The following is an 18,435-nucleotide window of genomic DNA, read 5'->3' as shown; positions in this document are numbered from 1 at the left end:
CATGGCAAGTACCGATGATGTTGCCCGTTACCTGGCAGGCCGTATTTCAGATGCAGTGTATCCCGGTGGCAGCGGGCTTCCGGGCATCATTAACGCCGCAGTGAAAATCTATCCGGGCTGGCCGGTGCCGGGCATACTGCAGCAGGATATCGAGAACGGTGGTGTGCACGTCTCCGTATGGCCACTGCTGACAGAGCGTAAAATCAGCACGGCGCTTGGCAGGCCGTTCCGTTTGATGGCGAAGGGCAAACCCTCGCTACAGTTCACAGTGAACGGCACCGCGATAAGTGTTGCCGGTGTGGCGTCGGCACTGACTAACGTGCAGATAACCCTTAACGGGAAAACATACACCTTCCACTTCCAGGCAGGCACTACAGCCGAAAAGGCACTTTATATTCTCTCTGTCAGACTGCCCCGGTCATTCACTATAAGCAGCAGTCTCTGCATTATGCTGGTGAGACACATCAGTCTTTCCGTCTCGACCGCGGGTACTGCCGTCAGGGAGCTACGCAGGCAGATAAAAGATTTCCAGGTTACTGTCTGGGCACCCACGCCTGGCCTAAGAGACCGCATCGGCAGTGCCATTGATACGGCGCTCTCTGAACAGTGTCACATTGACCTCAACGACGGCGCGCCCGCGCAGCTCCTGTATGCCCGGCAGTTTGATTCGGACAGGTCAGAGAACTGGCATGTCTACCGGCGCGACCTGATTTTCAGCGTGAATTACGCCACCACCCAGACCATTACCGCACCTGAGGTGACCAGCACGGTTGTCACCGTTAACGGCCAGCAGACTACGCGGTAACCCTCTTCTTTCCAGCATCAGCTCACTCATCCGGAGTCTCACTCATGCCGATTTATTCAACCGGCGATCTCAACACGTCTGCACTCACGGCACCTGACCTGTATGTTCAGGTTGTTCCGCCCCGGGCACGTTACATTAACGGTGTACCCACTGACGGGCTGGGGCTGGTGGGTGTGGCAGGCTGGGGGCCGGTAAACAGCGCCTTTCGTATCACGTCAGATAACGACATTGCATTCTTTCTGGGCACGCCTGAAAACCGTAAGTATGACCTGGCGACAGCGGCTGCCATTTCACTTCAGCTCGGTGCGGCGAACCTGAACTGTGTGCGTGTGACAAACGGTCAGGATAAAGCCGCCAGTGGCCGGCTCTGTGAAAATGGCAGCAAGTCAGGCCTGCTGCTGACCGCACTCTACAGCGGGACGCGGGGAAACCAGATAATTGCAGGTATCGGCAGCGGTACCGCGGTGAACTCGAAAAAGCTGACCATCAGTCTGCCGGGCGTGAGTGCCGAAGTCTTTGATAACCTGCAGGGTGAAGGGGATGCGCTATGGAAAGCGATGGCAGAGGCCGTAAATCACGGTCAGATGAATATCCGCGGTCCCAGCCAGCTGGTACGCGCGAAAGTAACCGAATCTGAAGCGCCCGCACAGGCCGCGGTTAAAGAGATCACACTTAGCGGGGGCACCGACGGCGCGACCGGTATCACGGATGCCACGCTACTCGGTACAGACGGCACTGATGCTCCGCGTAAAGGCATGTATGCCCTGCGTGGCACAAATTCACAGGTCATCAACCTTGCCGATGTGACCGATAAAATGTGCTGGCCCGCCATGGCGGCGTTTGCGCGCTCCGAAGGTGCCTATGTCATCGGCCAGGGCCCGGCCTCCGCTGGCTGTAAGGCGGTGTCTGAAGCGCTTAACAGCTCAGGCGTGGACGACTGGCATTTCAAGCTGATAGTGGGTGACTGGCCTTACTGGAAAGATACCGCAAACGGCACAAGCCGCATGATTGCGCCCGCCACGTTTGAAGCGGCAAACATTGCCGCCCGGGCACCGCATATCTCCACGCTCAACAAACGCATTCCCGGCATCATTGCCACCGAGCGGCAGCTGGCGGGGCGTCCTTACTCCGTGCCGGAAATCGGGGCCATTAACTCAGCCCGCCTGGATGTCATCACCAATCCCTGTCCGGGCGGCAGTTACTTCGGCATGCGATCCGGGCGCAATACGTCATCGAATCCGACCCAGAACGATGATACCTACACCCGCATGACCAACTTCCTGTCGCTGACCATCGCGGCGAGCTTCGGCAGTGTCGTGGGTGATAACCAGACCACGGACCTGCGCCGGGAGACCAAAAGCACGCTGGAGTCTTTCCTGTCGAATCTGGAGACGCTGAAGATGATTGGCGACCCGAATGGCGGACCAGCCTTTGCGGTGCGCCTCGATGCGGCCAATAACCCGGATGCGCGCGTAGCACTGGGCTACATGACAGCCGATGTGCAGGTGAAATACCTCAACGTGGTGCGCTACTTCCTGGTGAACCTGGAAGGGGGCGGCAGTGTGTCCATTTCCGTCTCAGACAGCTTGTCGCGCTGAACTGTGCCTCACTTATTACTCCGGAGATAAACCATGCCAACCCTTGGCTATACCGTGGGGCGTGATATTGCTGTCGATATCAATACGCCGACGGGAAAACTGCGCATTCCCAAAATCATGAGCTTTGACTCAAAGCCGCAGGTCTCGACCCATAAAATTACGCCGCTCAATGGCATTACCGATGAACTGCAGATACCCGTTGGCTGGAATGGCACCATCGCTGCTGAACGCATGGATGCCACGCTCGATGACTTCTGGGCAAAGTGGGAAGACAACTACTACAACGGCATCGATCAGCCCCGCGGCACCATCACCGAAACCATCACCGAGGCAAACGGCACCGTCAGTGTGTACCGCTATGAGGGCGTGTCGTTTCACCTTACCGATGCCGGTAACAAGCAGGGCGAGAAGACAGTGAACCAGACCCTGTCATGGACAGCCAACCGCCGTAAAAAAGTGAACTGAGGAATAAACAATGGTGCAGGTCAGAGTGCATGAGACGCCGCTCGCCGTGGCGGAATCGCCAGTGAAGTCAAATCAGGTCCGGGATGCCAGCGGGCGTGTCATTACCCTGCGTGAGCTGGACCCGGTGCAGGAATCCCGCCTGACGGTTGCGGTGGGCCCTGAGATGGCCATCAACGTGATGTACATGAACATGTACGCCTTTCCGGCGGCTGCTGTGGCTGATATCGACGGCGAGGAATACCCGGTGCCGCAGAACCCGAAGCAGATTGAAAGCATGCTCGCCATCCTGGGCAAAAGTGGACTTAAAGTGGTCAGTGCCTCCCTGCGTGTCATGTCGAACGACAGGGACGATGAGGCCACGGAGACTGCCGCAAAAAACTAGCGCAGAACCCCGGGTTTGTTAACCAGTGCTGGCTGATGAAAGCCGGGGTTCCGTTCAGCGTGATTTTTCCGGGTCTGACAGCACTGATGCCCCATGAGCGCATTGCTATGGGTGTGGTCATTGGCGAGCTTGAGGGTGGCACCTACAACTGGAACACACGCAGATGGGAGGAGGGTAAGTAGTGGACCTTGAGCAGTTTGCGCGTGAATTGTCGTCTGCCTCAGCCACCATTGCCACCGGTCTGGAGGCGGGGTTCCGCGTCATCGTGAAAGAAATTGAGGAAACAGCGAAGGAAGAAATCGGCGTTTACCAGCCAGCTTATGGGCCCTTTGACGCATGGGTATCGCTTGCTGAGTCGACCAAAGCCGACCGAGTACGTCAGGGGTACAGCGAAGACGAGCCGCTGCTGCGTTCAGGTGAACTAAGAGACTCAATCGAAAGTGAAGTAGTGGGACTGGCGGCTATCGTGGGCACCAAAAGTCAGATTGGATTCTGGCAGGAAGTTGGTACCGATAGCATTCCGCCACGCCCCTTCATCGGTCCAGCGTATGTGCGGAAGATCAACCCGTTGATGGAGGCAACGGGTCTGGCGATTACTCGCGGGTTTAGAGGGTATTAAAAATAAGAGCCCTGCAGATATGGCATATGGGCTATCAGAACCACATGCCAAATACTGGTAATGAAAGGCGGTCTCGTTAAAGAGAATAAAAGAAATTCTTTAAACAGTAAGTTCTCACGAGATTAAATGCTAATCAGCAACGTTGTTTATGGATATACTGACAAGGCCCGGCAAAAGCCGGGTCTTATTATGAGGTTAAATTTAGTACCCTTTGAGCTAATCCTTTAAACTGGCCATCGAAAGAATCTCTACTAGCTTTCATTGTGCTCAATGCATGCCCGAATTGACCAGACTCTTTAATTTGTTGGTCGCTAATCGAAAATACTGGGGTTGCTAATTGCTGACTAATTGCTATTAATGAGTTGAAATCGGAAATGTGTGCAAGATCATAAGCTGATAGATCACCAGTTCCATTGGTAAGGTCAATCGCTTCTTGAACATTAGCCCTAGGCATAATGCAATCTATTTTCTCTAAGTTTGGAACGAGAATCTTATCAACAGCGTCACGTATCGCAGTCATCCACTTTTCGAATGATTTTACTGGGGCACCCTTTCTTGGTCGATACCTTTGTTGAATCATTCCCAAGAACTTAGGACTATTTTTTATCGACTGAGCAGAATTACCATCATTATTTTCTTTGAACATAGTTAATTCCCTGTGCCATCTGGGAATATTTTTTGCCAAAGAACGTATAGCTTGCCAGCAGAAAAAGTCAGGGGCCACTGGCACAATAAAGTAGTCACTAGACATCAAAATAACCTCATTAAGTCCGCCAACATTCGGGCTGAGATCATAAAGGATGTAGTCGATATTGTTTCTCTCTGCAATCAATTGCAATATTTTGGGTAAGTTACCAGGAATATTCCTCGTGGCCGGAATACCTGCTGCAATTTTAAGAGAAACACTGATTTGAGAATCCAAGTCGGAAACATCTAGGTGTCCAGGTAGGAGGAGCAGATTTTCATGTAGAGTGGGGTGAAGCTTTCCATTATCAGACTGGAGGTAAGCTTCTGGCTGTCCGCCGTTAATAAGAAATTCAACAATAGGACCTAAAGTGAGATTATCTCGACTGTTATAAAATGCATCAAGCCCGTCATCAATTTTATCGTAGCCGAGAACCATACCTGTTAGGTTGCATTGCGAGTCAAGATCAACCATCAAAACTTTTTTACCTTGCTCAGCTAAAGACCAGCCGAGGTTAAAAGTGGTAGTGGTTTTACTAACACCACCTTTATGATTGAAAAAGCATATTGATTTTGGCATCGAAGTTTTTTCCTGTGCATTAATATTTTGCATACTTGTCCCTATTTTACATTCAACCGACTAATAAAAAAATTCAATATTCAACTGATATGGTATTTTCTTCTCTTACCTTCAGAATAAGCGCACCTCAATGGGTAGGCATAGGTACATTGAAAGATGGTCAGAACTTATTGATAAGGTGCGTTCGGCCACTTCCTGTAAGCGAAGACGTAGAGCATGATGAAATGTATGCCCGGACAGGAAAGGAGCAACGCCATCTTCCATCCGAAACCAGCTTTCTGAGCCATGCGGAAGCATGGGATAAACATCAAAAACCAGATGATCGACGACAGGACTGCGAGAGGGTTTGTTTGTTCCATTAAGCGTTCTCCTTGAGTTGCATGCCTTTGGCATCGGCAGCAGGCCTGATTATGTTCTGGGAATCAACACTGCTCATTGGTTGCGTAGCAAATCAATCTGAGCAAGCAGGCGCTGTAAAGTGTGAATGTTTTGGTGAAGCAGGTATTGCATTTCAACATCCCAGTCAGGACATGTAGCAAGATCTGCATTGCACAGTTTTATCACAAAGTGAATTGCAGCTATTTCGTCCCGGCGACAGTTTCCAGCGATTGAACGGAGTTGAGCATCACTAAGTATCCCATATGGCGTTTCAGCCCAAGCTTTTTCAAAGTGCCGGTAAATGGTTTCTACTGACATGATCGTCTTTCACATGATTGGCTCAGGCGTACTATTGATTTTCGGCGCACTGTTAGAAAACTTTAACTTTTCTTTAGCTTGTTCACTCTGTCAGCACAATTAAAAAAGCCCAGTAGAGTGGGCTTTGAGTAAAGATTCCATACCATTAATCAGTGTCGCTTCTCATAATGGTTGCCGGTACGAGCATTTTTATACTTGCCATATTTATGAGAAGAGCCATGTCCGCCTGCATAATGACCACCGCGTGCAAAACTGACAGATGGTACCAGAAGAGCCAGAGTGATTAGAGCCACGATTGTTTTTTTCATTTATGATTCTTAAACCTTGCCATACGGGAAGACCCCATTGGCAATATACGCTTAAGCTTGGGAATAGGAATCCTGATAAAAAAACAGGTCTTTCGCAATAATTAGAATTTGTGAATGCTCAAACGATGAGCCGGAACTAATGGTGTAAAGTGTCTGGTTCTGGCAGATAGAGCGGAAATACTGAGCCGAAAAAATGAGTCTGATAATTAAACGCTAATAGCTCGCTGGCTCAATATAAAATATTGTTATAAAAGGGATTTTTTGGCATGGATTACGGCTATTGGTTCACTGTAATTGCAATTTTTCTCACGGGGCTTCTAATGATTAAGCAAGCAATCAGTTACTACCGAACTGGTGTCTACACCAAGACTTTCAAAGGCACGTCCAGATGCGAGCTTATCAAGAAGGCTGACCGGCCTCACGCATACTGGTTCAATCTTAGCTTGCATATGCTCGCTGGTGTTGGAGGGGTTTACTTCAGTCTGTGGTTTTTGCAATTCGATCCAACAGTGAAGGAATGGTATGAGGCTCTTATAGAGTCCCTGTCGCATCGAATTTTGATGTTATTTTCTTAAAACCCGACCCGCTCCGGCGGGTTTTTTATGCCCGTAAATTGAGGTTCCTATGGATATTCAGGCTTACCGTGTAGCCGTGCGACTGGCGCTGGATGACCAGATTACGCGCAACCTGCTGCAGGTGAGCCGTGATGCGATTGAACTGAATAAGAAGTTCGTCACCATCACCAGGAACATTAAAGCACTGACTAGCGCGGCTCGTGAGGCCACATCCGCACTGCGGGCTCTCAATCGCTCGCTTAATAATGAGTTTTTCGGTGCGTCCCGCGGTGCGCGTGAATATGCCGGAGCCATCCGCGAGATAGCTGACCAGACTCAGCGTATCAACCGTGCCTCGCGTAATGTCCCGCTGCTGGCGGGTGGTTACGGTGCAGCTATTACACTGCCCGTTCTGGCAGCAGGGGCCGCCGCTGCAGGTGGAAGCGGTGGATACGGCAACAATGGCGGTGGACCTGCGCTGCCTCCACCTTCAGGAAGCAGTCGCTGGTGGCATGGCTGGAATAGCGGCGTCCCTCCAGGTGGATGGGGTGGTGGCGGTTCTGGCCACGGTGGCGGTAATGGCCGGCCACCTGGCGGTGGCTCATATTCAGACGGTATGACCAATCTGGCCACCGGCTATCTGGGTTTCAGAATGCTGAAGGGCTTTGTTGATGAAGCTGCCCGCTACCAGACCATGACCGAGAAGTTCAGGCAGTTCGGCATGGGTCAGGCTGCGACAGATGAAGCACTGCGTTTCGCAGAAACCACACGGGTCCGGGGCTCCTCAGCCACTGACATGCTGAAATATCTGGTGGAAGCGCAAGGGGTATTCAGCGAGTCCGGTATGAAATCTGTGGAGGAGCAGCTGCGCGCGGCGAAACTGGCGGCACCGGTGCTGGCGCGTATCACCTTCGCCTCCCGCGGGCTGGATGAGCATCAGCGTGAGGCCACCACGGCGAAGCAGATGGATATGCTGCGCTTCACCGAGACGGCGGGCGGACTCAAAAGCCCGGAGCGTTTTAATGAACTGATGGACGCGGCGTTCCGTGCCATTCAGTCTTCAGGCGGCAATGTCGATTTCACCCAGTACCGTCAGTTTATGGCCAAAGCGGGCACCTCGGCCTTTAACCTGAGCAATAAAGCCCTGTTTGCTGAGCTGGAGCCGATTATCGGTGAACTGAAGGGCAGTTCAGCGGGTGATGCGCTGATGACCGCTTATAACCGGTTAAACGGGATTGTGAAGCTGCCTAATCAGGTCACCCACGACCTGATGACGATGGGTATCTGGGATGCCAGCAAGATAGAGCTAAACAGCCTGGGCGGCGTGAAGCGTTTCCGGGGCAATCCGCTTATTAACGCGCAGCTCTTCAGCCAGTCGCCTGTCGAATACTATGAAAACGTCATCCTGCCACTCTACCGCAGACACCATTACACCGAAGAACAGAAGCAGCGTGAGAACGCCCTGATATTCGGGCGTACCGGCGGCAAGATGTTCAGTCTCATCGACAAACAGCTTGAGACCATCCATCACCGTATCGATGCCTACGGTGTCGCGCGCGGCCTGAATGATGCTTATGGTGCGGTCGGCAGCACTTACAACGGTAAAGCGATCGACTTTCACAAGAAATGGCAGGACCTGCAACGGGTGATGGGGAAGGACGGCGGCCTGCTGGACACGTTCACGCAGGGGCTGGAGACACTCACGCACTCTCTTCAGCAGATGGCAGACATTGCACACCGGCATCCGGAGATGGCGAAGTTTGCCGGACAGGCTGCTCTGACCGTGACGGGCCTTGCAGGCATCAGCGGCGGATTCTGGCTCATCAAACATGCCACGGGCGCACTGCTTGCACCGCTTAAACTGGCGGGCTGGGGCATTGACCTGCTGATCGGACGAAGCGCCACAACGGGTCTGACAGGACTCACGGCCGCGCTTACCGGTCTGCCGGGCATAATCTCTGCCGTAACGCTTGCCGCCCTTTATCCGGGCAGCACGGTATCGCAGAGCCGGGAAATGGCAGAGCGTGACAGACTGGCCCGGCAGAATGCGCTTGACCACGGGGTTGCCTATAAACCCTGGTTGCCGACTCAGGCGGACTTTGACAGACAGCAGCAGCGGGAGCAGGCGTATCGTAAAACCGGTAGGTACCCGCCGATACCGCCTGTCTCTGTAAGCCACGGAGCGCAGCCCGTAAATCTGCTTATGACGCATGAAGGGCGCCAGGTACTGGTAGCCACTGTCATGAGTGGCATCAGTAAGCAGGCCGCCAGAGCACCGGCCTCAACCAGCACCTTTGACCCCACAATGCTGATGGTCTATCCCGGCCAGGCTGGCAACCTCTCATAAGTATGACTGCCGGCAGTGAATGTCTGACTCGGCCCCAATAAATGTTTTCAGACGTTCCGTTTTTCAGAATTCTGAAAGCCATTCCCGGCATGCTGACTCAACTGAATTTCTCATTCACTGCCACTATCCTCGGTTTCCGTGAAATTGCCCGTGGAGTCCCGATATGCTCAATGAATACCTGTTCATGCTGATGCTCATTAGCGCATGGCCTGCACCAGCAGAGGTCACGAATCATCAGGTCATCAGTGCCGTTACGTCAGAACAGACTCAGCCTCTGTCGCAGACTGATGCAATGATCCGCCTGAAATTGCTTAACGATCCGCTCTCTCCTGTCGTCGGTGCAGAGCAGCCAGAACTAAAAATTGTCAGTTTCGTGAATTACGACTGTATTCACTGCAAACGTCTGGATACCAGCCTGGAAAGGCTTTTAAAGGCCTATCCTCAGATTGCCATCACCTACAAACTGATTTCGTGGGGGCCGGAAGCCTCAACCGCCGCTACCCGCCGGGCTCTTTCAGTCTGGATCGAGCAACCCGAAAAATTTCACGCATTCCATCACGCGCTGATGTCAGACAGCGGTATGGATAATGGATTGCGTATCTATTCAGCCCTGCATGCTGCCGGGATTTCACTCAGCACGTATCCGCTCAATACGCAGAATATTATTGAAGTGAATAAAGAATTGATGAGAAGGCTTCATTTTACAGGTACGCCGACGACCATTATCGGAGACAGTGTGCTGACGGGTGAAGTGACTTACGAAGTACTTGAAGAAGCCGTCAACACCGCACTGGCAGCGGCTAAGGACGAGAAACACCTGGCCATCCTGACAAAGTAAATATCCCAGGCTGGACTGGCGCTTAAGTAAGCTTGTTTTGCACTGAATGAGATGACCGGGTATCAGTATTCTCTGTCTGCTGACTCACCTGGCTCTGACAGAGGTTATCGCACATACCCGTCAGTAGCTTCCCTGTAACCGTCAGTCTCCCTCTGAACCAGGCCTACTCTGTATGTCATATCTCAATTCACTGGCGCCGTTCGCGCAGGGTGTCGATCCGACTGGAACCCGGCTGATGCTGGGCGACTTCGAGTTTTTGGAATTTGAAGTCCCTGAACAGATTGCCATCCACGGCAGGCAGAAAACTGTACAGCATCAGCTGATTGGCGGCAGCCGTATTATCGATGTGCTGGGTACGGAATACGAACCGCTGTTCTGGTCTGGCATCATCACGGGCGCTCAGGCTGGTGAACGCGTCAGTGTGCTGGAACGCATGCGGGATGCAGGGCACCCGGTGGTGCTGACCCTGGATGATTACCGTTTCAACGTGGTGATTACGGCATTTAACCCGGTCTACGAGTTCATCTGGCGTCGCCCTTACTCCATTGAAGTGGCGGTTGTCCGCAATGAGGGCTCGCCAGAGAAGGTGGATGCCCTGACCGGCGCGCTACAGGGACTGATTGACAGTGACCTGGGCCGGGCACTGGGCCTTGCCAGTATCATAAACATTGATGTCGTGGCGCAGGCCGTCAGAAATCTGCATCAGGCGGTAAAGGCGGTGACGAATTTTGCGCATGCCACGGTCGCGCAGGTGCAGGCCGTTGTCCGGCCCATCATCGCTGCACGCAACATCATTCAGCATGAGCTCGCGCTGCTTGAAGCAGAGGCAGGTGAGATTACCTCACTTGGAGGAATGGTGCCCGGCAACCCCGTTTCAAAGACCGTCAGTAATCTGCTCCTTCAGTCAGACCACGCTACCCGCATCCCGGCCCTGTATCACCTTCAGGACGTGCTGGGCAGACTGAACAAAAATGTTAATGCAGGGCAGGCCGCCAGTGGTGTCAGGGCAGTAACGCTGTCAGGCGGCAATCTGTATCAGGTGGCATCAGAGCAGTATGGTGACGCTTCTTTATGGACCAGCATTGCCGAGGCCAATGACCTGGCCGATCCGCAACTGAGCGGCATTCACACGCTAAAAGTACCCACCAGCCCAGCGAGTTAACGATGGACGTCAACAACCCCATTACCAAATCCAGCGCCCGCCACGTCAGCGGGCGATGTCTTTTAAATGGCACAGAGGTGCCCTTTGTGTCGTTCAGTGTTGAGAGCAATGCCTTTCGCGGTGCAGGTACGTTTGAGCTTACGCTGGCGATTTCAGCGCTGCCGCCAGGTATGCAGCTGCTTAACTGGTGGGCGGTGCAGACCACGATCAGGACCGAGCTGTTCATTTCGATTGCGACACCGGCGGGGGTTAACGAGAAAAAACACATCACGGGCAACATCGATACGTGGCATTACGAACCTGCACGCTTTGAGATCTCCGCAGAAGGGCGCGATTTCACCGCAAAACTTATTGATGCGAAGACCCTGGGCGAAAGCTTTAAAAATCTTACCAGCTCACAGATAGCCACTACGCTGGCGCAGCGACACGGCCTGACACCGGTTGTGACGGCGACGACACAGCGCGTCGGTGAGTACTACCAGATTGATTCGACTCACCTGACAGGCGAACAGACGGAATGGGACCTGATAACCAGTCTGGCGGGGATAGAAAACTTTTCGGTTCATGTGGAAGGTGACAGCCTGCATTTCGAACCCCGACGCGACCCTGCCGGTAATGACGATTATGTTATCCGCTGGCAGCCCCCCGGTGAGCAGGCGTATCCCCGTTGCAATGTCTCCGATGACCTGAATTTTTCAAGAGCATTGACTATTTCCAAAGGCGTGACGGTGGAAGTGCTGAGCTGGAATGCAAAGCTGAAAAACAGACAATTTACTGCTATCTACCCGTCACCCGCTGGAGGGACCGGACCCGGTAAAGCCACATCAGACCGACAGGTCTATCGGGTGATCCGTAATGGCCTGACCCCCGATGCAGCGCACGCGCTGGCGCAATCAATTTACCGGCAAATTATCCAGCATGAGATGACGTTCAGCTGCTCAGTGGCCGGTGACAACCTGCTTATGCCAGAAACTTCCGTACGCATTGAGGGCACTCAGAGCCTCTTTGACCAGGGTTATTTCTGCGATCGGGTGCGTCGTACGCTGAGCGCGGACTCAGGCTACAAAATGATGATATCGGGCAGAAATCACAGCCCAGCACTGGAGGTTAACCGTTGAGAGCACTGATCAACACCATGGCGGCAACGGCCCGTCAGAGCCTGTCCGGCAAAAGCGGCACACGTCAGGGCATTATCACGGCATACGATCCGGCCAGTTATGCAATAAAAGTTCAGCTCCAGCCGACCGGTGAGGAAACGGGGTGGATCCCCCTCAGCACGCCATGGGCAGGCAACGGCTGGGGACTGGCTGCAGGGCCGATGCTCGGCGCGGTGGCGGAGGTGGGATTTGATTCTGGCCTGACTGGTGTAGGAATGGCAGAAGGGCAGTTCTATAACGATGCTGATCGCTGCCCGGGCCCACCCTCCGGTGAGTTCTGGCTGGTGCACCAGAGCGGATCGCTTTTGAAGTTTCTCAACAGCGGGGAAGTCCTGCTGTCCGCTAAGGAAAAGCTCACTTATGACGCGCCTGCACACCACTTTACCGGTGGTAACGTGCGCATTGATAAAAATCTTACCGTCGGGAAAGACATCCGCGACAACGATGGGCGCTATGGCACGGTTCATCGTATCCGCACTGTTTATGACGGCCATAAACATCTCGAAAAAGGGCAGGGCAACTTTACCGCCCCGCCTGAGCAGAAAATTACAGCCACTCTCCAGAGTTAAACGATGCACGACCTCTATCACTTCCCGGGCGGAGACCTTGACTCTTCATCCACAGGCGACTTACGCACGGCATCCGCCAGCGATCGCACGAAACAACGCATTCTGCGGCGACTCCTGACCAATCCTGGCGACTACGTTTTTCATCCGGAATACGGGGCAGGACTCGGGAAGAAAATTGGTGAAGCCTTCAGGCCCGGAGAGTGGAAGGCGCTCATCAGCGGCCAGATGTTGCTGGAAGAGGCTGTCGCCAGCCATCCGCCGCCGGTTGTAAAACTGAATCGCATTGAGGGGGGGATCAGTGTGTCAGCGTCCTATACGGATGCCATGACCGGCAACCCGGAAACCCTCATCTTCGATGTCACGAGGTAAACAATGGCACCCCTCAATATAAAATCCTTTACCGATCTTGTGAGTGAGCAGGTCACGGCTATTCAGGCCAGGGCACTGAAGCTGGTGGATTTCTCCATTGGCAGCATTCTCCGGTCGCTGGCAGAGTCGAATGCGGGTGTGGCCATGTGGATACAGCAGCTGATTGTGAAGCTGCTGGTGACGACCCGCGCCGCGACATGCTCCGGCGAGGACCTGGACAGCTGGATGGCTGATTTCAGTTTTCCGCGGCTCTCTGCCGTGCAGGCTATCGGGCAGGTCACTTTCAGTCGATTTACAGCCACCAGCAGGGCATTGGTCCCGGTGGGTGCGCATGTCACCACCACAGACGGTGCCCAGCATTATGCTGTGATGGCTGACACGTCGATTGATGCCTGGGATGCCGAGCAGTCAGGTTATGTCATCGCGGCGGGCGTCAGCTCGCTTGTGGTTCCGGTCAGGGCGAACAGAGCAGGCGCTGCGGGTAATGCGCAGCCGGGAACGGTGACGGTCATTTCAGGGGCAATTTTCTATGTAGACACCGTAACCAACACCGCCGCGTTTGTTAACGGCAAGGATGCAGAGGGTGATGACAGCTACCGGGCGAGATTTGTGCTGTGGATCGCCTCACTGTCGAAAGCCACCAAAGCGGCTATCGGCTTTGCCATCAGCAATCTTCAGAGTGGGGTCAGTTATACCCTGACGGAAAATGCCGTGTGGGATGGCTCCTATCAGCCCGGTTATTTTTATGCCGTGGTGGACGATGGCAGTGGCAGCCCTGATGCAGCTTTTGTCCAGCGGGCAGCGATGGCCATCGATGCCGTGCGGGGATTTACCGTCACATTTGGTGTATTTCCGCCAGATGTAATTAAAGCAGATGTCATTCTGGTTATCTCCACCGATGGGACAGCTGATCATGGCGAAATCGTCACGCTGGTCAGAACTGCGATTATTCAGTGCATCGGCAGCCTGGCGCTGGGGAAACTGCTGGCATACACCCAGCTGGTAAAAGTGGCCTACAGCGCCAGTCCGCTGGTGACCAATGTTTCGTCACTGACGCTGAATGGCGGCACTGCCGATATGGCAGCCTCTCACAGGCAGGTTATTCGTCCTGGAACGGTGAAGGTGAGCTGAATGGCCAGAGGCGATCAAAACGACTTTTACAACCGGCTTCATACCCTTCTTCCTGCTGGCTGGTTTGCTGATGAAAGTCCGGTTCTGTTCGGCGCGCTGGCGGCATGTGCGAAATCGCTGGCCTGGTGCTACACACTTTATCTTTATGCCCGGTCGCAGACACGCATGGCGACGGCCACCCATGGCTGGCTTGATCTCGCGGCCTATGATTTTTTTGGCAGTGGCCTTATCAGGCCCGCAGGGATGGACGACGAGCCATTTCGGGATCAGATCAGAACGAATCTGCTTCGCGAACGAGGTACCCGGCAGGCGATCATCGATATCATTGAGGCCCTGACAGGAATTACACCGGTTGTGTTTGAGCCGTTGCGCCCTGCAGATACGGGCGCGTATGGCGGACCGTCAACCGGATATGGTTCTGCTGGCGGTTATGGATCCCTTTATCTTCCTTATCAGGCCTTTGTTATGGTCAGCCGCCCAAAAGGCGAGGGCATACCATGGGTGGCGGGCTACCATATTCCCTCATCCGGCTATAGCAGGGCATCACGTGGCGAGTATATATCCAAAAACATGTTCACCGGCGGCATTACGGATGCTCATATTTATGCCGCTGTCGCAGCCTTCAAAATGGAAGGCACGCTGGTCTGGGTCCGGATTCAGTAAGGTGCCCGATTCAGAATAACTGGCTCATTCTGGCCATCCTGCGGGTGGCCTTTTTTATGGGGAAATGTATGGACCGTCAGATTGTTTATCCGGGTGCCATTCCGCTCGAAACCGACCTGCTTAATACCAATAAATTCGCCATGACAGGTATGGCAAAGCTTGCCATGGCCGTACTGGGCTCCGATACCTGTCTGTATGGACTGCATTGCACACCCGACAGCCCTGCGTCCATGCGGGTCATTGTCGGCTCTGGACAGATTTACAGTTTACAGAATACTGATAACACACCGTATTCATCACTCCCGGCAGATACGTCACTGCTTATCCTGAAGCAGGGACTCATCTGTGAAGCAACCCCGCTCACGCTAATCGCACCTGCTTCAGCAGGTCACAGCATGAATTATCTGGTGCAGGTCGGGTATGAGGATGTGGACTCTGATGAAACGGTACTGCCTTATTATAATGCGGCAAACCCGGCAATGGCCTACAGCGGTCCCGGTAACTCAGGCAAAGCTCAGCCAGGGAAACGGTCAGGTGTCTGTCGGCTGATGTTAAAGGCAGGAGTGTCTTCGCCCATGGGGTCACAGATTACGCCTCAGCCTGATGCGGGATATGTAGCGGCGTGGGGAATTACTGTCACTGCAGGCATGAAGGAGATCACGCAGGCCAGTATTTTCAGAATAGAAGGTGCGCCATTTCTTCCTGATGAAGGAATTATCACTGCTGTGCAGCAGGGACGTCTTAACAACTGCAAAACCCGAACCGAAGGCGATAACTATCATCTGTCCTGTCAGCCTCCAGTCACAAAGCTTACAGATGGTATGCGTCTGTTCTTCCGGACACCAGTGACAAATACGGGAACATGTAAACTTCGCGTTGGCGATTTGCCTGCATACCCCATCTATGACAATGCCGCCAAAGAACTTATCAAGAGTACTCTCAGCATCTGCCAGCAAAATGAAGTGGAGTGGAATGCGACACTGAATGCCTGGATCCTGTGTAATAACCAGCAACACATTGACTGGGTCGACTTTGATCACCGCTATGTGTCTGTAAGTGGTGGCGAGATAAACGGGGATATAAAAGTTGAAGGCTTCCTGAGTACCGACAAGCCTCTGCAAATAGGAAAAGCGGAAATTACGACACAAGGTGACTTGTCTGGCGAAGCCTGGGACGGAAGTCTGCATACCTGGCTAAAAAATCGTTCAACCAGTCTTTTAAGGGTGAGTGGCTCACCCATGTATTGGAAAGATCCGGTCAGTAAGCTAATCATTCAGGGGGGCCAGCATCACTCGGGTGGAGGTGAAGTTGCCTACCCTGTTGTTTTTCCCAGCAGCTGTCTCGTCGTGCTGATCACTCAATCTGGTAAACACGGTCAGAGTAAAGACAATTCGTATATTGATGATGTCAGCAAACAGAAATTTACCCTGCATGCAGGCAGGGGGGAAACGTCCTTCTATTGGCTGGCTTTGGGGTATTAATAATGGCCTTCGGATATAGCGCTAAAAAAAATGCATTTTACTTACTTGATGAAGAAGCGGCTTACAGGGCAAGTGGCAACTGGCCTGACGATGTTCGTCCCGTTTCGGATGACATCTGGCAAAAGTTTGCCGGTACCCCTCCTGAAGGAAAGCAGCGTGTGGCAGGAAAAGAGGGGACGCCTGTGTGGGTTGACCTCCCCGAACATGAGGAAAGAACCATTGAGGAGAATCAGGCGGTAAAGAATGCATTACTGGAAAAGGCCGATACGGAAATACGTATGCTGTCTGTAGTTCAGGAAGTATATGGGCTAAGTGATGATGAAAAACAAAGACTCGGGGCGTGGAAGAAACACTTAGCTGAAGTTTACAGATTGAATGCGAGTGTAAGGGAGAAAGTGGACTGGCCAGTTGCACCAGTCCACAGCTAAAGAAGCCCGTTTCGCACGAGCCCTATAATTAATATTTAAAAACGATAACCGACATTGATGAAAATACTCTTCATATCATGTTTTTTTGATGTGAAAGCGGCTTGCGAGCCTTCAAAGCCTACCGTTAGCGCCAGGTTTCTGGTTGCATCAAATGTCAGGCCAGTACTGTATGCAAACTGGTTAGAAGATGTTGACCCGTCTTTCTTCTGGACGTTATTGATATAATCAAAAACTAATGGATTATCTACTTTTGTATGAGAAATCCCTCCCAAGGCAAACACACTCAGTTTGTCTGAGATGCGATAGGTCGGTCCGATAAGCGCAGAGTAATATTCTGCATTCCTGTCTGAACGATGTCTTTCATTATAATTATCCCTGCATTTCGCATCGTTTCTTTTGCATTCGGTATCAGCATCCCGCCAGTTTCTTTTCATTGCTGAAAGCGATCCCATCAATCCCCAAGGCGACGTCGTTTCATATTGAAATCTGAAGTTTCCCCCCTGAATTTCACCAAAATCCTTGATATTGCCACGCTGATAACCAAAAGACATCGTTGGCGTCACATCAGGCTCATCGGCCATCGCAGAGTTACACAGCATTGAAGCCAGTAAAGCCACTGAAATTTTTCTGAACAACATCTGAACTCCTTTTAGAAGTGGGATGCAAATTTCGGCATGCATACCCGTTGAGGTACGCTCATTTTTAGTCAGAATGCAGTTCAGAAAAGTGAAAATTACCCATTATATTTCAATGCATTAAAATGAATATAGTGGTGGCAGTGCTGTTATTTTAATGTTTAGTTTAAAGATGCCGGACAATAGCAATCAATCATGAGTGATGAAGACAGCGTGTCAGCTTAACGTCGGTAATCCTGTTTAGGGGCATAACATCCTGACTCTTTATGGAGAAGCCGGGGCCATACAGCTCAGGGAGGTGTGCGCAATATCGTTGTAGTGCTGCATAATGGTTTTAAAGTCAGCTTTTTGAGTTCGATGCAGATAATTGGGTTTTAGGAACAGGCGTGTAAGGCAGCATGCACAATGATGGGTGAGGCTGTCTGGCAGTTTGTGGCTGGTAATAAAAGCGTATCTCAGGAGGCAATTGCCAGAAAAGTTGTTGCTAAATCACAGCATCGTGATGGTCTGGCGGCAAGCATTGCACTATGAACAGTGATGCAGGTTTAAAAATAGACGCGACGGGCAGGCGGAGCAATCCTGAAAGCTATCAACGTCAGCTTTGTGCCAGAAGCGGACATTAAGGATGTCTAAGCAGGATCATACTCCCACTCAGATGGGGTGCTGTAAATATTTCCATCGTCGTCCATTACCTGGGCGTTAAGGCACTCGGCTATATACAACATCTTTCTATATAGCTGTGTGTCTGGCCATTTGGTGTAAATATTGCCGTCACTCCAGTCAAGCCATGCCTCTTTATGCGACGAGGGCCCTGACCACAGAGCATGATAGTCGCCATTATCAAGGTTCCTTGTTAAGTCGCTGTCGCTATCAATGAAGGCAAGCCACTCTTCAGGAGTGATTTGGGCTTCTTCATTTTCAGCCCAAAAATCAGCTCGTGTTATATAGAACTCTACACCCATGA

The 18,435-nt window shown here is 52.3% G+C and carries 22 protein-coding genes; 16 read left to right on the top strand and 6 right to left on the bottom strand.

Going from position 1 to position 18,435, the window contains the following annotated elements; genetic code table 11:
- The first annotated feature begins 1 nt into the window (after nucleotide 1).
- From PU624_RS00845 to PU624_RS00820, 6 genes are read left to right on the top strand one after another with little or no spacing between them, the layout of a single operon-like run.
- Nucleotides 2-805, top strand: a complete 804-nt coding sequence (locus PU624_RS00845) for a hypothetical protein (protein ID WP_283544991.1) — start codon at nucleotides 2-4, stop codon at nucleotides 803-805.
- A 44-nt stretch (nucleotides 806-849) separates the two neighbouring features.
- Complete coding sequence (locus PU624_RS00840; RefSeq protein ID WP_283544990.1) at nucleotides 850-2,403, top strand: phage tail protein; 1,554 nt, start codon at nucleotides 850-852, stop codon at nucleotides 2,401-2,403.
- A gap of 33 nt (nucleotides 2,404-2,436) precedes the next feature.
- The gene (locus PU624_RS00835) at nucleotides 2,437-2,868 is read left to right on the top strand and encodes a hypothetical protein (protein WP_033780351.1); all 432 of its coding nucleotides are present in this window, start codon (nucleotides 2,437-2,439) and stop codon (nucleotides 2,866-2,868) included.
- A gap of 10 nt (nucleotides 2,869-2,878) precedes the next feature.
- Nucleotides 2,879-3,250 (top strand): hypothetical protein, encoded by a 372-nt coding sequence (locus tag PU624_RS00830; RefSeq protein ID WP_283544989.1) that lies wholly within the window; start codon nucleotides 2,879-2,881, stop codon nucleotides 3,248-3,250.
- 35 nt (nucleotides 3,251-3,285) lie between these two features.
- The gene (locus PU624_RS00825) at nucleotides 3,286-3,432 is read left to right on the top strand and encodes a hypothetical protein (RefSeq protein WP_283544988.1); all 147 of its coding nucleotides are present in this window, start codon (nucleotides 3,286-3,288) and stop codon (nucleotides 3,430-3,432) included.
- A complete protein-coding gene (locus PU624_RS00820; protein ID WP_283544987.1) occupies nucleotides 3,432-3,869 on the top strand; it encodes a phage virion morphogenesis protein in 438 nt (145 codons plus the stop codon). Before PU624_RS00825 ends, PU624_RS00820 begins: the two co-directional genes overlap by 1 nt.
- Before the next feature lie 187 nt (nucleotides 3,870-4,056).
- Here PU624_RS00820 and PU624_RS00815 read toward each other — a convergent pair whose 3' ends face one another.
- The 4 genes from PU624_RS00815 to PU624_RS00800 all read right to left on the bottom strand — a co-directional run bounded on the left by PU624_RS00815 (nucleotide 4,057) and on the right by PU624_RS00800 (nucleotide 6,137).
- Nucleotides 4,057-5,133: a ParA family protein gene (locus PU624_RS00815; RefSeq protein ID WP_283545130.1), complete on the bottom strand. Its 1,077-nt coding sequence runs from the start codon at nucleotides 5,131-5,133 to the stop codon at nucleotides 4,057-4,059.
- 167 nt (nucleotides 5,134-5,300) lie between these two features.
- On the bottom strand, nucleotides 5,301-5,492 hold the full coding sequence (locus PU624_RS00810; RefSeq protein WP_283544986.1) for a hypothetical protein: 192 nt from the start codon (nucleotides 5,490-5,492) through the stop codon (nucleotides 5,301-5,303).
- A gap of 73 nt (nucleotides 5,493-5,565) precedes the next feature.
- The gene (locus tag PU624_RS00805) at nucleotides 5,566-5,829 is read right to left on the bottom strand and encodes a hypothetical protein (RefSeq protein ID WP_283544985.1); all 264 of its coding nucleotides are present in this window, start codon (nucleotides 5,827-5,829) and stop codon (nucleotides 5,566-5,568) included.
- Between the two features lie 149 nt (nucleotides 5,830-5,978).
- Complete coding sequence (locus tag PU624_RS00800) at nucleotides 5,979-6,137, bottom strand: hypothetical protein (RefSeq protein ID WP_266306304.1); 159 nt, start codon at nucleotides 6,135-6,137, stop codon at nucleotides 5,979-5,981.
- Between the two features lie 624 nt (nucleotides 6,138-6,761).
- Here PU624_RS00800 and PU624_RS00795 point away from each other — a divergent pair.
- The 10 genes from PU624_RS00795 to PU624_RS00750 all read left to right on the top strand — a co-directional run bounded on the left by PU624_RS00795 (nucleotide 6,762) and on the right by PU624_RS00750 (nucleotide 16,836).
- Entirely contained in the window at nucleotides 6,762-9,038 is a 2,277-nt protein-coding gene (locus PU624_RS00795) for a hypothetical protein (protein ID WP_283544984.1), read from the top strand.
- A 163-nt stretch (nucleotides 9,039-9,201) separates the two neighbouring features.
- Complete coding sequence (locus PU624_RS00790; RefSeq protein ID WP_283544983.1) at nucleotides 9,202-9,876, top strand: thioredoxin domain-containing protein; 675 nt, start codon at nucleotides 9,202-9,204, stop codon at nucleotides 9,874-9,876.
- Nucleotides 9,877-10,048: 172 nt separating this feature from the next.
- A complete protein-coding gene (locus PU624_RS00785) occupies nucleotides 10,049-11,038 on the top strand; it encodes a LysM peptidoglycan-binding domain-containing protein (RefSeq protein ID WP_283544982.1) in 990 nt (329 codons plus the stop codon).
- A gap of 86 nt (nucleotides 11,039-11,124) precedes the next feature.
- Nucleotides 11,125-12,156, top strand: coding sequence for a phage late control D family protein (locus PU624_RS00780; protein ID WP_283544981.1), 1,032 nt, complete (start codon nucleotides 11,125-11,127; stop codon nucleotides 12,154-12,156).
- A complete protein-coding gene (locus tag PU624_RS00775; protein WP_283544980.1) occupies nucleotides 12,153-12,764 on the top strand; it encodes a phage baseplate assembly protein V in 612 nt (203 codons plus the stop codon). Before PU624_RS00780 ends, PU624_RS00775 begins: the two co-directional genes overlap by 4 nt.
- 3 nt (nucleotides 12,765-12,767) lie before the next feature.
- Nucleotides 12,768-13,133, top strand: a complete 366-nt coding sequence (locus tag PU624_RS00770) for a phage tail protein (protein ID WP_283544979.1) — start codon at nucleotides 12,768-12,770, stop codon at nucleotides 13,131-13,133.
- A gap of 3 nt (nucleotides 13,134-13,136) precedes the next feature.
- The gene (locus PU624_RS00765) at nucleotides 13,137-14,264 is read left to right on the top strand and encodes a baseplate J/gp47 family protein (RefSeq protein ID WP_283544978.1); all 1,128 of its coding nucleotides are present in this window, start codon (nucleotides 13,137-13,139) and stop codon (nucleotides 14,262-14,264) included.
- Nucleotides 14,265-14,927: a UCP028438 family phage-derived protein gene (locus PU624_RS00760; protein ID WP_283544977.1), complete on the top strand. Its 663-nt coding sequence runs from the start codon at nucleotides 14,265-14,267 to the stop codon at nucleotides 14,925-14,927. It abuts the gene before it with no gap.
- Nucleotides 14,928-14,995: 68 nt separating this feature from the next.
- Nucleotides 14,996-16,408 carry a gp53-like domain-containing protein gene (locus PU624_RS00755; protein ID WP_283544976.1) on the top strand — a complete coding sequence of 471 codons (1,413 nt, stop codon included), beginning with the start codon at nucleotides 14,996-14,998 and terminating at the stop codon, nucleotides 16,406-16,408.
- A 2-nt stretch (nucleotides 16,409-16,410) separates the two neighbouring features.
- On the top strand, nucleotides 16,411-16,836 hold the full coding sequence (locus PU624_RS00750) for a tail fiber assembly protein (RefSeq protein ID WP_283544975.1): 426 nt from the start codon (nucleotides 16,411-16,413) through the stop codon (nucleotides 16,834-16,836).
- A gap of 35 nt (nucleotides 16,837-16,871) precedes the next feature.
- Here PU624_RS00750 and PU624_RS00745 read toward each other — a convergent pair whose 3' ends face one another.
- Together PU624_RS00745 and PU624_RS00740 are read right to left on the bottom strand one after the other, a co-directional pair.
- Nucleotides 16,872-17,474 carry an Ail/Lom family outer membrane beta-barrel protein gene (locus PU624_RS00745; protein ID WP_283544974.1) on the bottom strand — a complete coding sequence of 201 codons (603 nt, stop codon included), beginning with the start codon at nucleotides 17,472-17,474 and terminating at the stop codon, nucleotides 16,872-16,874.
- Between the two features lie 626 nt (nucleotides 17,475-18,100).
- Nucleotides 18,101-18,433, bottom strand: coding sequence for a hypothetical protein (locus tag PU624_RS00740; protein WP_283544973.1), 333 nt, complete (start codon nucleotides 18,431-18,433; stop codon nucleotides 18,101-18,103).
- Nucleotides 18,434-18,435: the final 2 nt, after the last annotated feature.

Source organism: Pantoea sp. Lij88 (assembly GCF_030062155.1).
Lineage (GTDB): Bacteria > Pseudomonadota > Gammaproteobacteria > Enterobacterales > Enterobacteriaceae > Pantoea.
This window is presented reverse-complemented; position numbering and strand designations above follow the sequence as displayed.

Bases quoted from the DNA above. Each gene is read 5' to 3' on its own strand.
- PU624_RS00755 (WP_283544976.1), top strand. From the start codon at position 14,996: ATGGACCGTCAGATTGTTTATCCGGGTGCCATTCCGCTCGAAACCGAC.
- PU624_RS00750 (WP_283544975.1), top strand. From the start codon at position 16,411: ATGGCCTTCGGATATAGCGCTAAAAAAAATGCATTTTACTTACTTGAT.
- PU624_RS00785 (WP_283544982.1), top strand. From the start codon at position 10,049: ATGTCATATCTCAATTCACTGGCGCCGTTCGCGCAGGGTGTCGATCCG.
- PU624_RS00815 (WP_283545130.1), bottom strand. From the start codon at position 5,133: ATGCCAAAATCAATATGCTTTTTCAATCATAAAGGTGGTGTTAGTAAA.
- PU624_RS00835 (WP_033780351.1), top strand. From the start codon at position 2,437: ATGCCAACCCTTGGCTATACCGTGGGGCGTGATATTGCTGTCGATATC.
- PU624_RS00745 (WP_283544974.1), bottom strand. From the start codon at position 17,474: ATGTTGTTCAGAAAAATTTCAGTGGCTTTACTGGCTTCAATGCTGTGT.
- PU624_RS00810 (WP_283544986.1), bottom strand. From the start codon at position 5,492: ATGGAACAAACAAACCCTCTCGCAGTCCTGTCGTCGATCATCTGGTTT.
- PU624_RS00830 (WP_283544989.1), top strand. From the start codon at position 2,879: ATGGTGCAGGTCAGAGTGCATGAGACGCCGCTCGCCGTGGCGGAATCG.
- PU624_RS00840 (WP_283544990.1), top strand. From the start codon at position 850: ATGCCGATTTATTCAACCGGCGATCTCAACACGTCTGCACTCACGGCA.
- PU624_RS00770 (WP_283544979.1), top strand. From the start codon at position 12,768: ATGCACGACCTCTATCACTTCCCGGGCGGAGACCTTGACTCTTCATCC.
- PU624_RS00740 (WP_283544973.1), bottom strand. From the start codon at position 18,433: ATGGGTGTAGAGTTCTATATAACACGAGCTGATTTTTGGGCTGAAAAT.
- PU624_RS00760 (WP_283544977.1), top strand. From the start codon at position 14,265: ATGGCCAGAGGCGATCAAAACGACTTTTACAACCGGCTTCATACCCTT.
- PU624_RS00765 (WP_283544978.1), top strand. From the start codon at position 13,137: ATGGCACCCCTCAATATAAAATCCTTTACCGATCTTGTGAGTGAGCAG.
- PU624_RS00845 (WP_283544991.1), top strand. From the start codon at position 2: ATGGCAAGTACCGATGATGTTGCCCGTTACCTGGCAGGCCGTATTTCA.
- PU624_RS00825 (WP_283544988.1), top strand. From the start codon at position 3,286: ATGAAAGCCGGGGTTCCGTTCAGCGTGATTTTTCCGGGTCTGACAGCA.
- PU624_RS00800 (WP_266306304.1), bottom strand. From the start codon at position 6,137: ATGAAAAAAACAATCGTGGCTCTAATCACTCTGGCTCTTCTGGTACCA.
- PU624_RS00805 (WP_283544985.1), bottom strand. From the start codon at position 5,829: ATGTCAGTAGAAACCATTTACCGGCACTTTGAAAAAGCTTGGGCTGAA.
- PU624_RS00795 (WP_283544984.1), top strand. From the start codon at position 6,762: ATGGATATTCAGGCTTACCGTGTAGCCGTGCGACTGGCGCTGGATGAC.
- PU624_RS00790 (WP_283544983.1), top strand. From the start codon at position 9,202: ATGCTCAATGAATACCTGTTCATGCTGATGCTCATTAGCGCATGGCCT.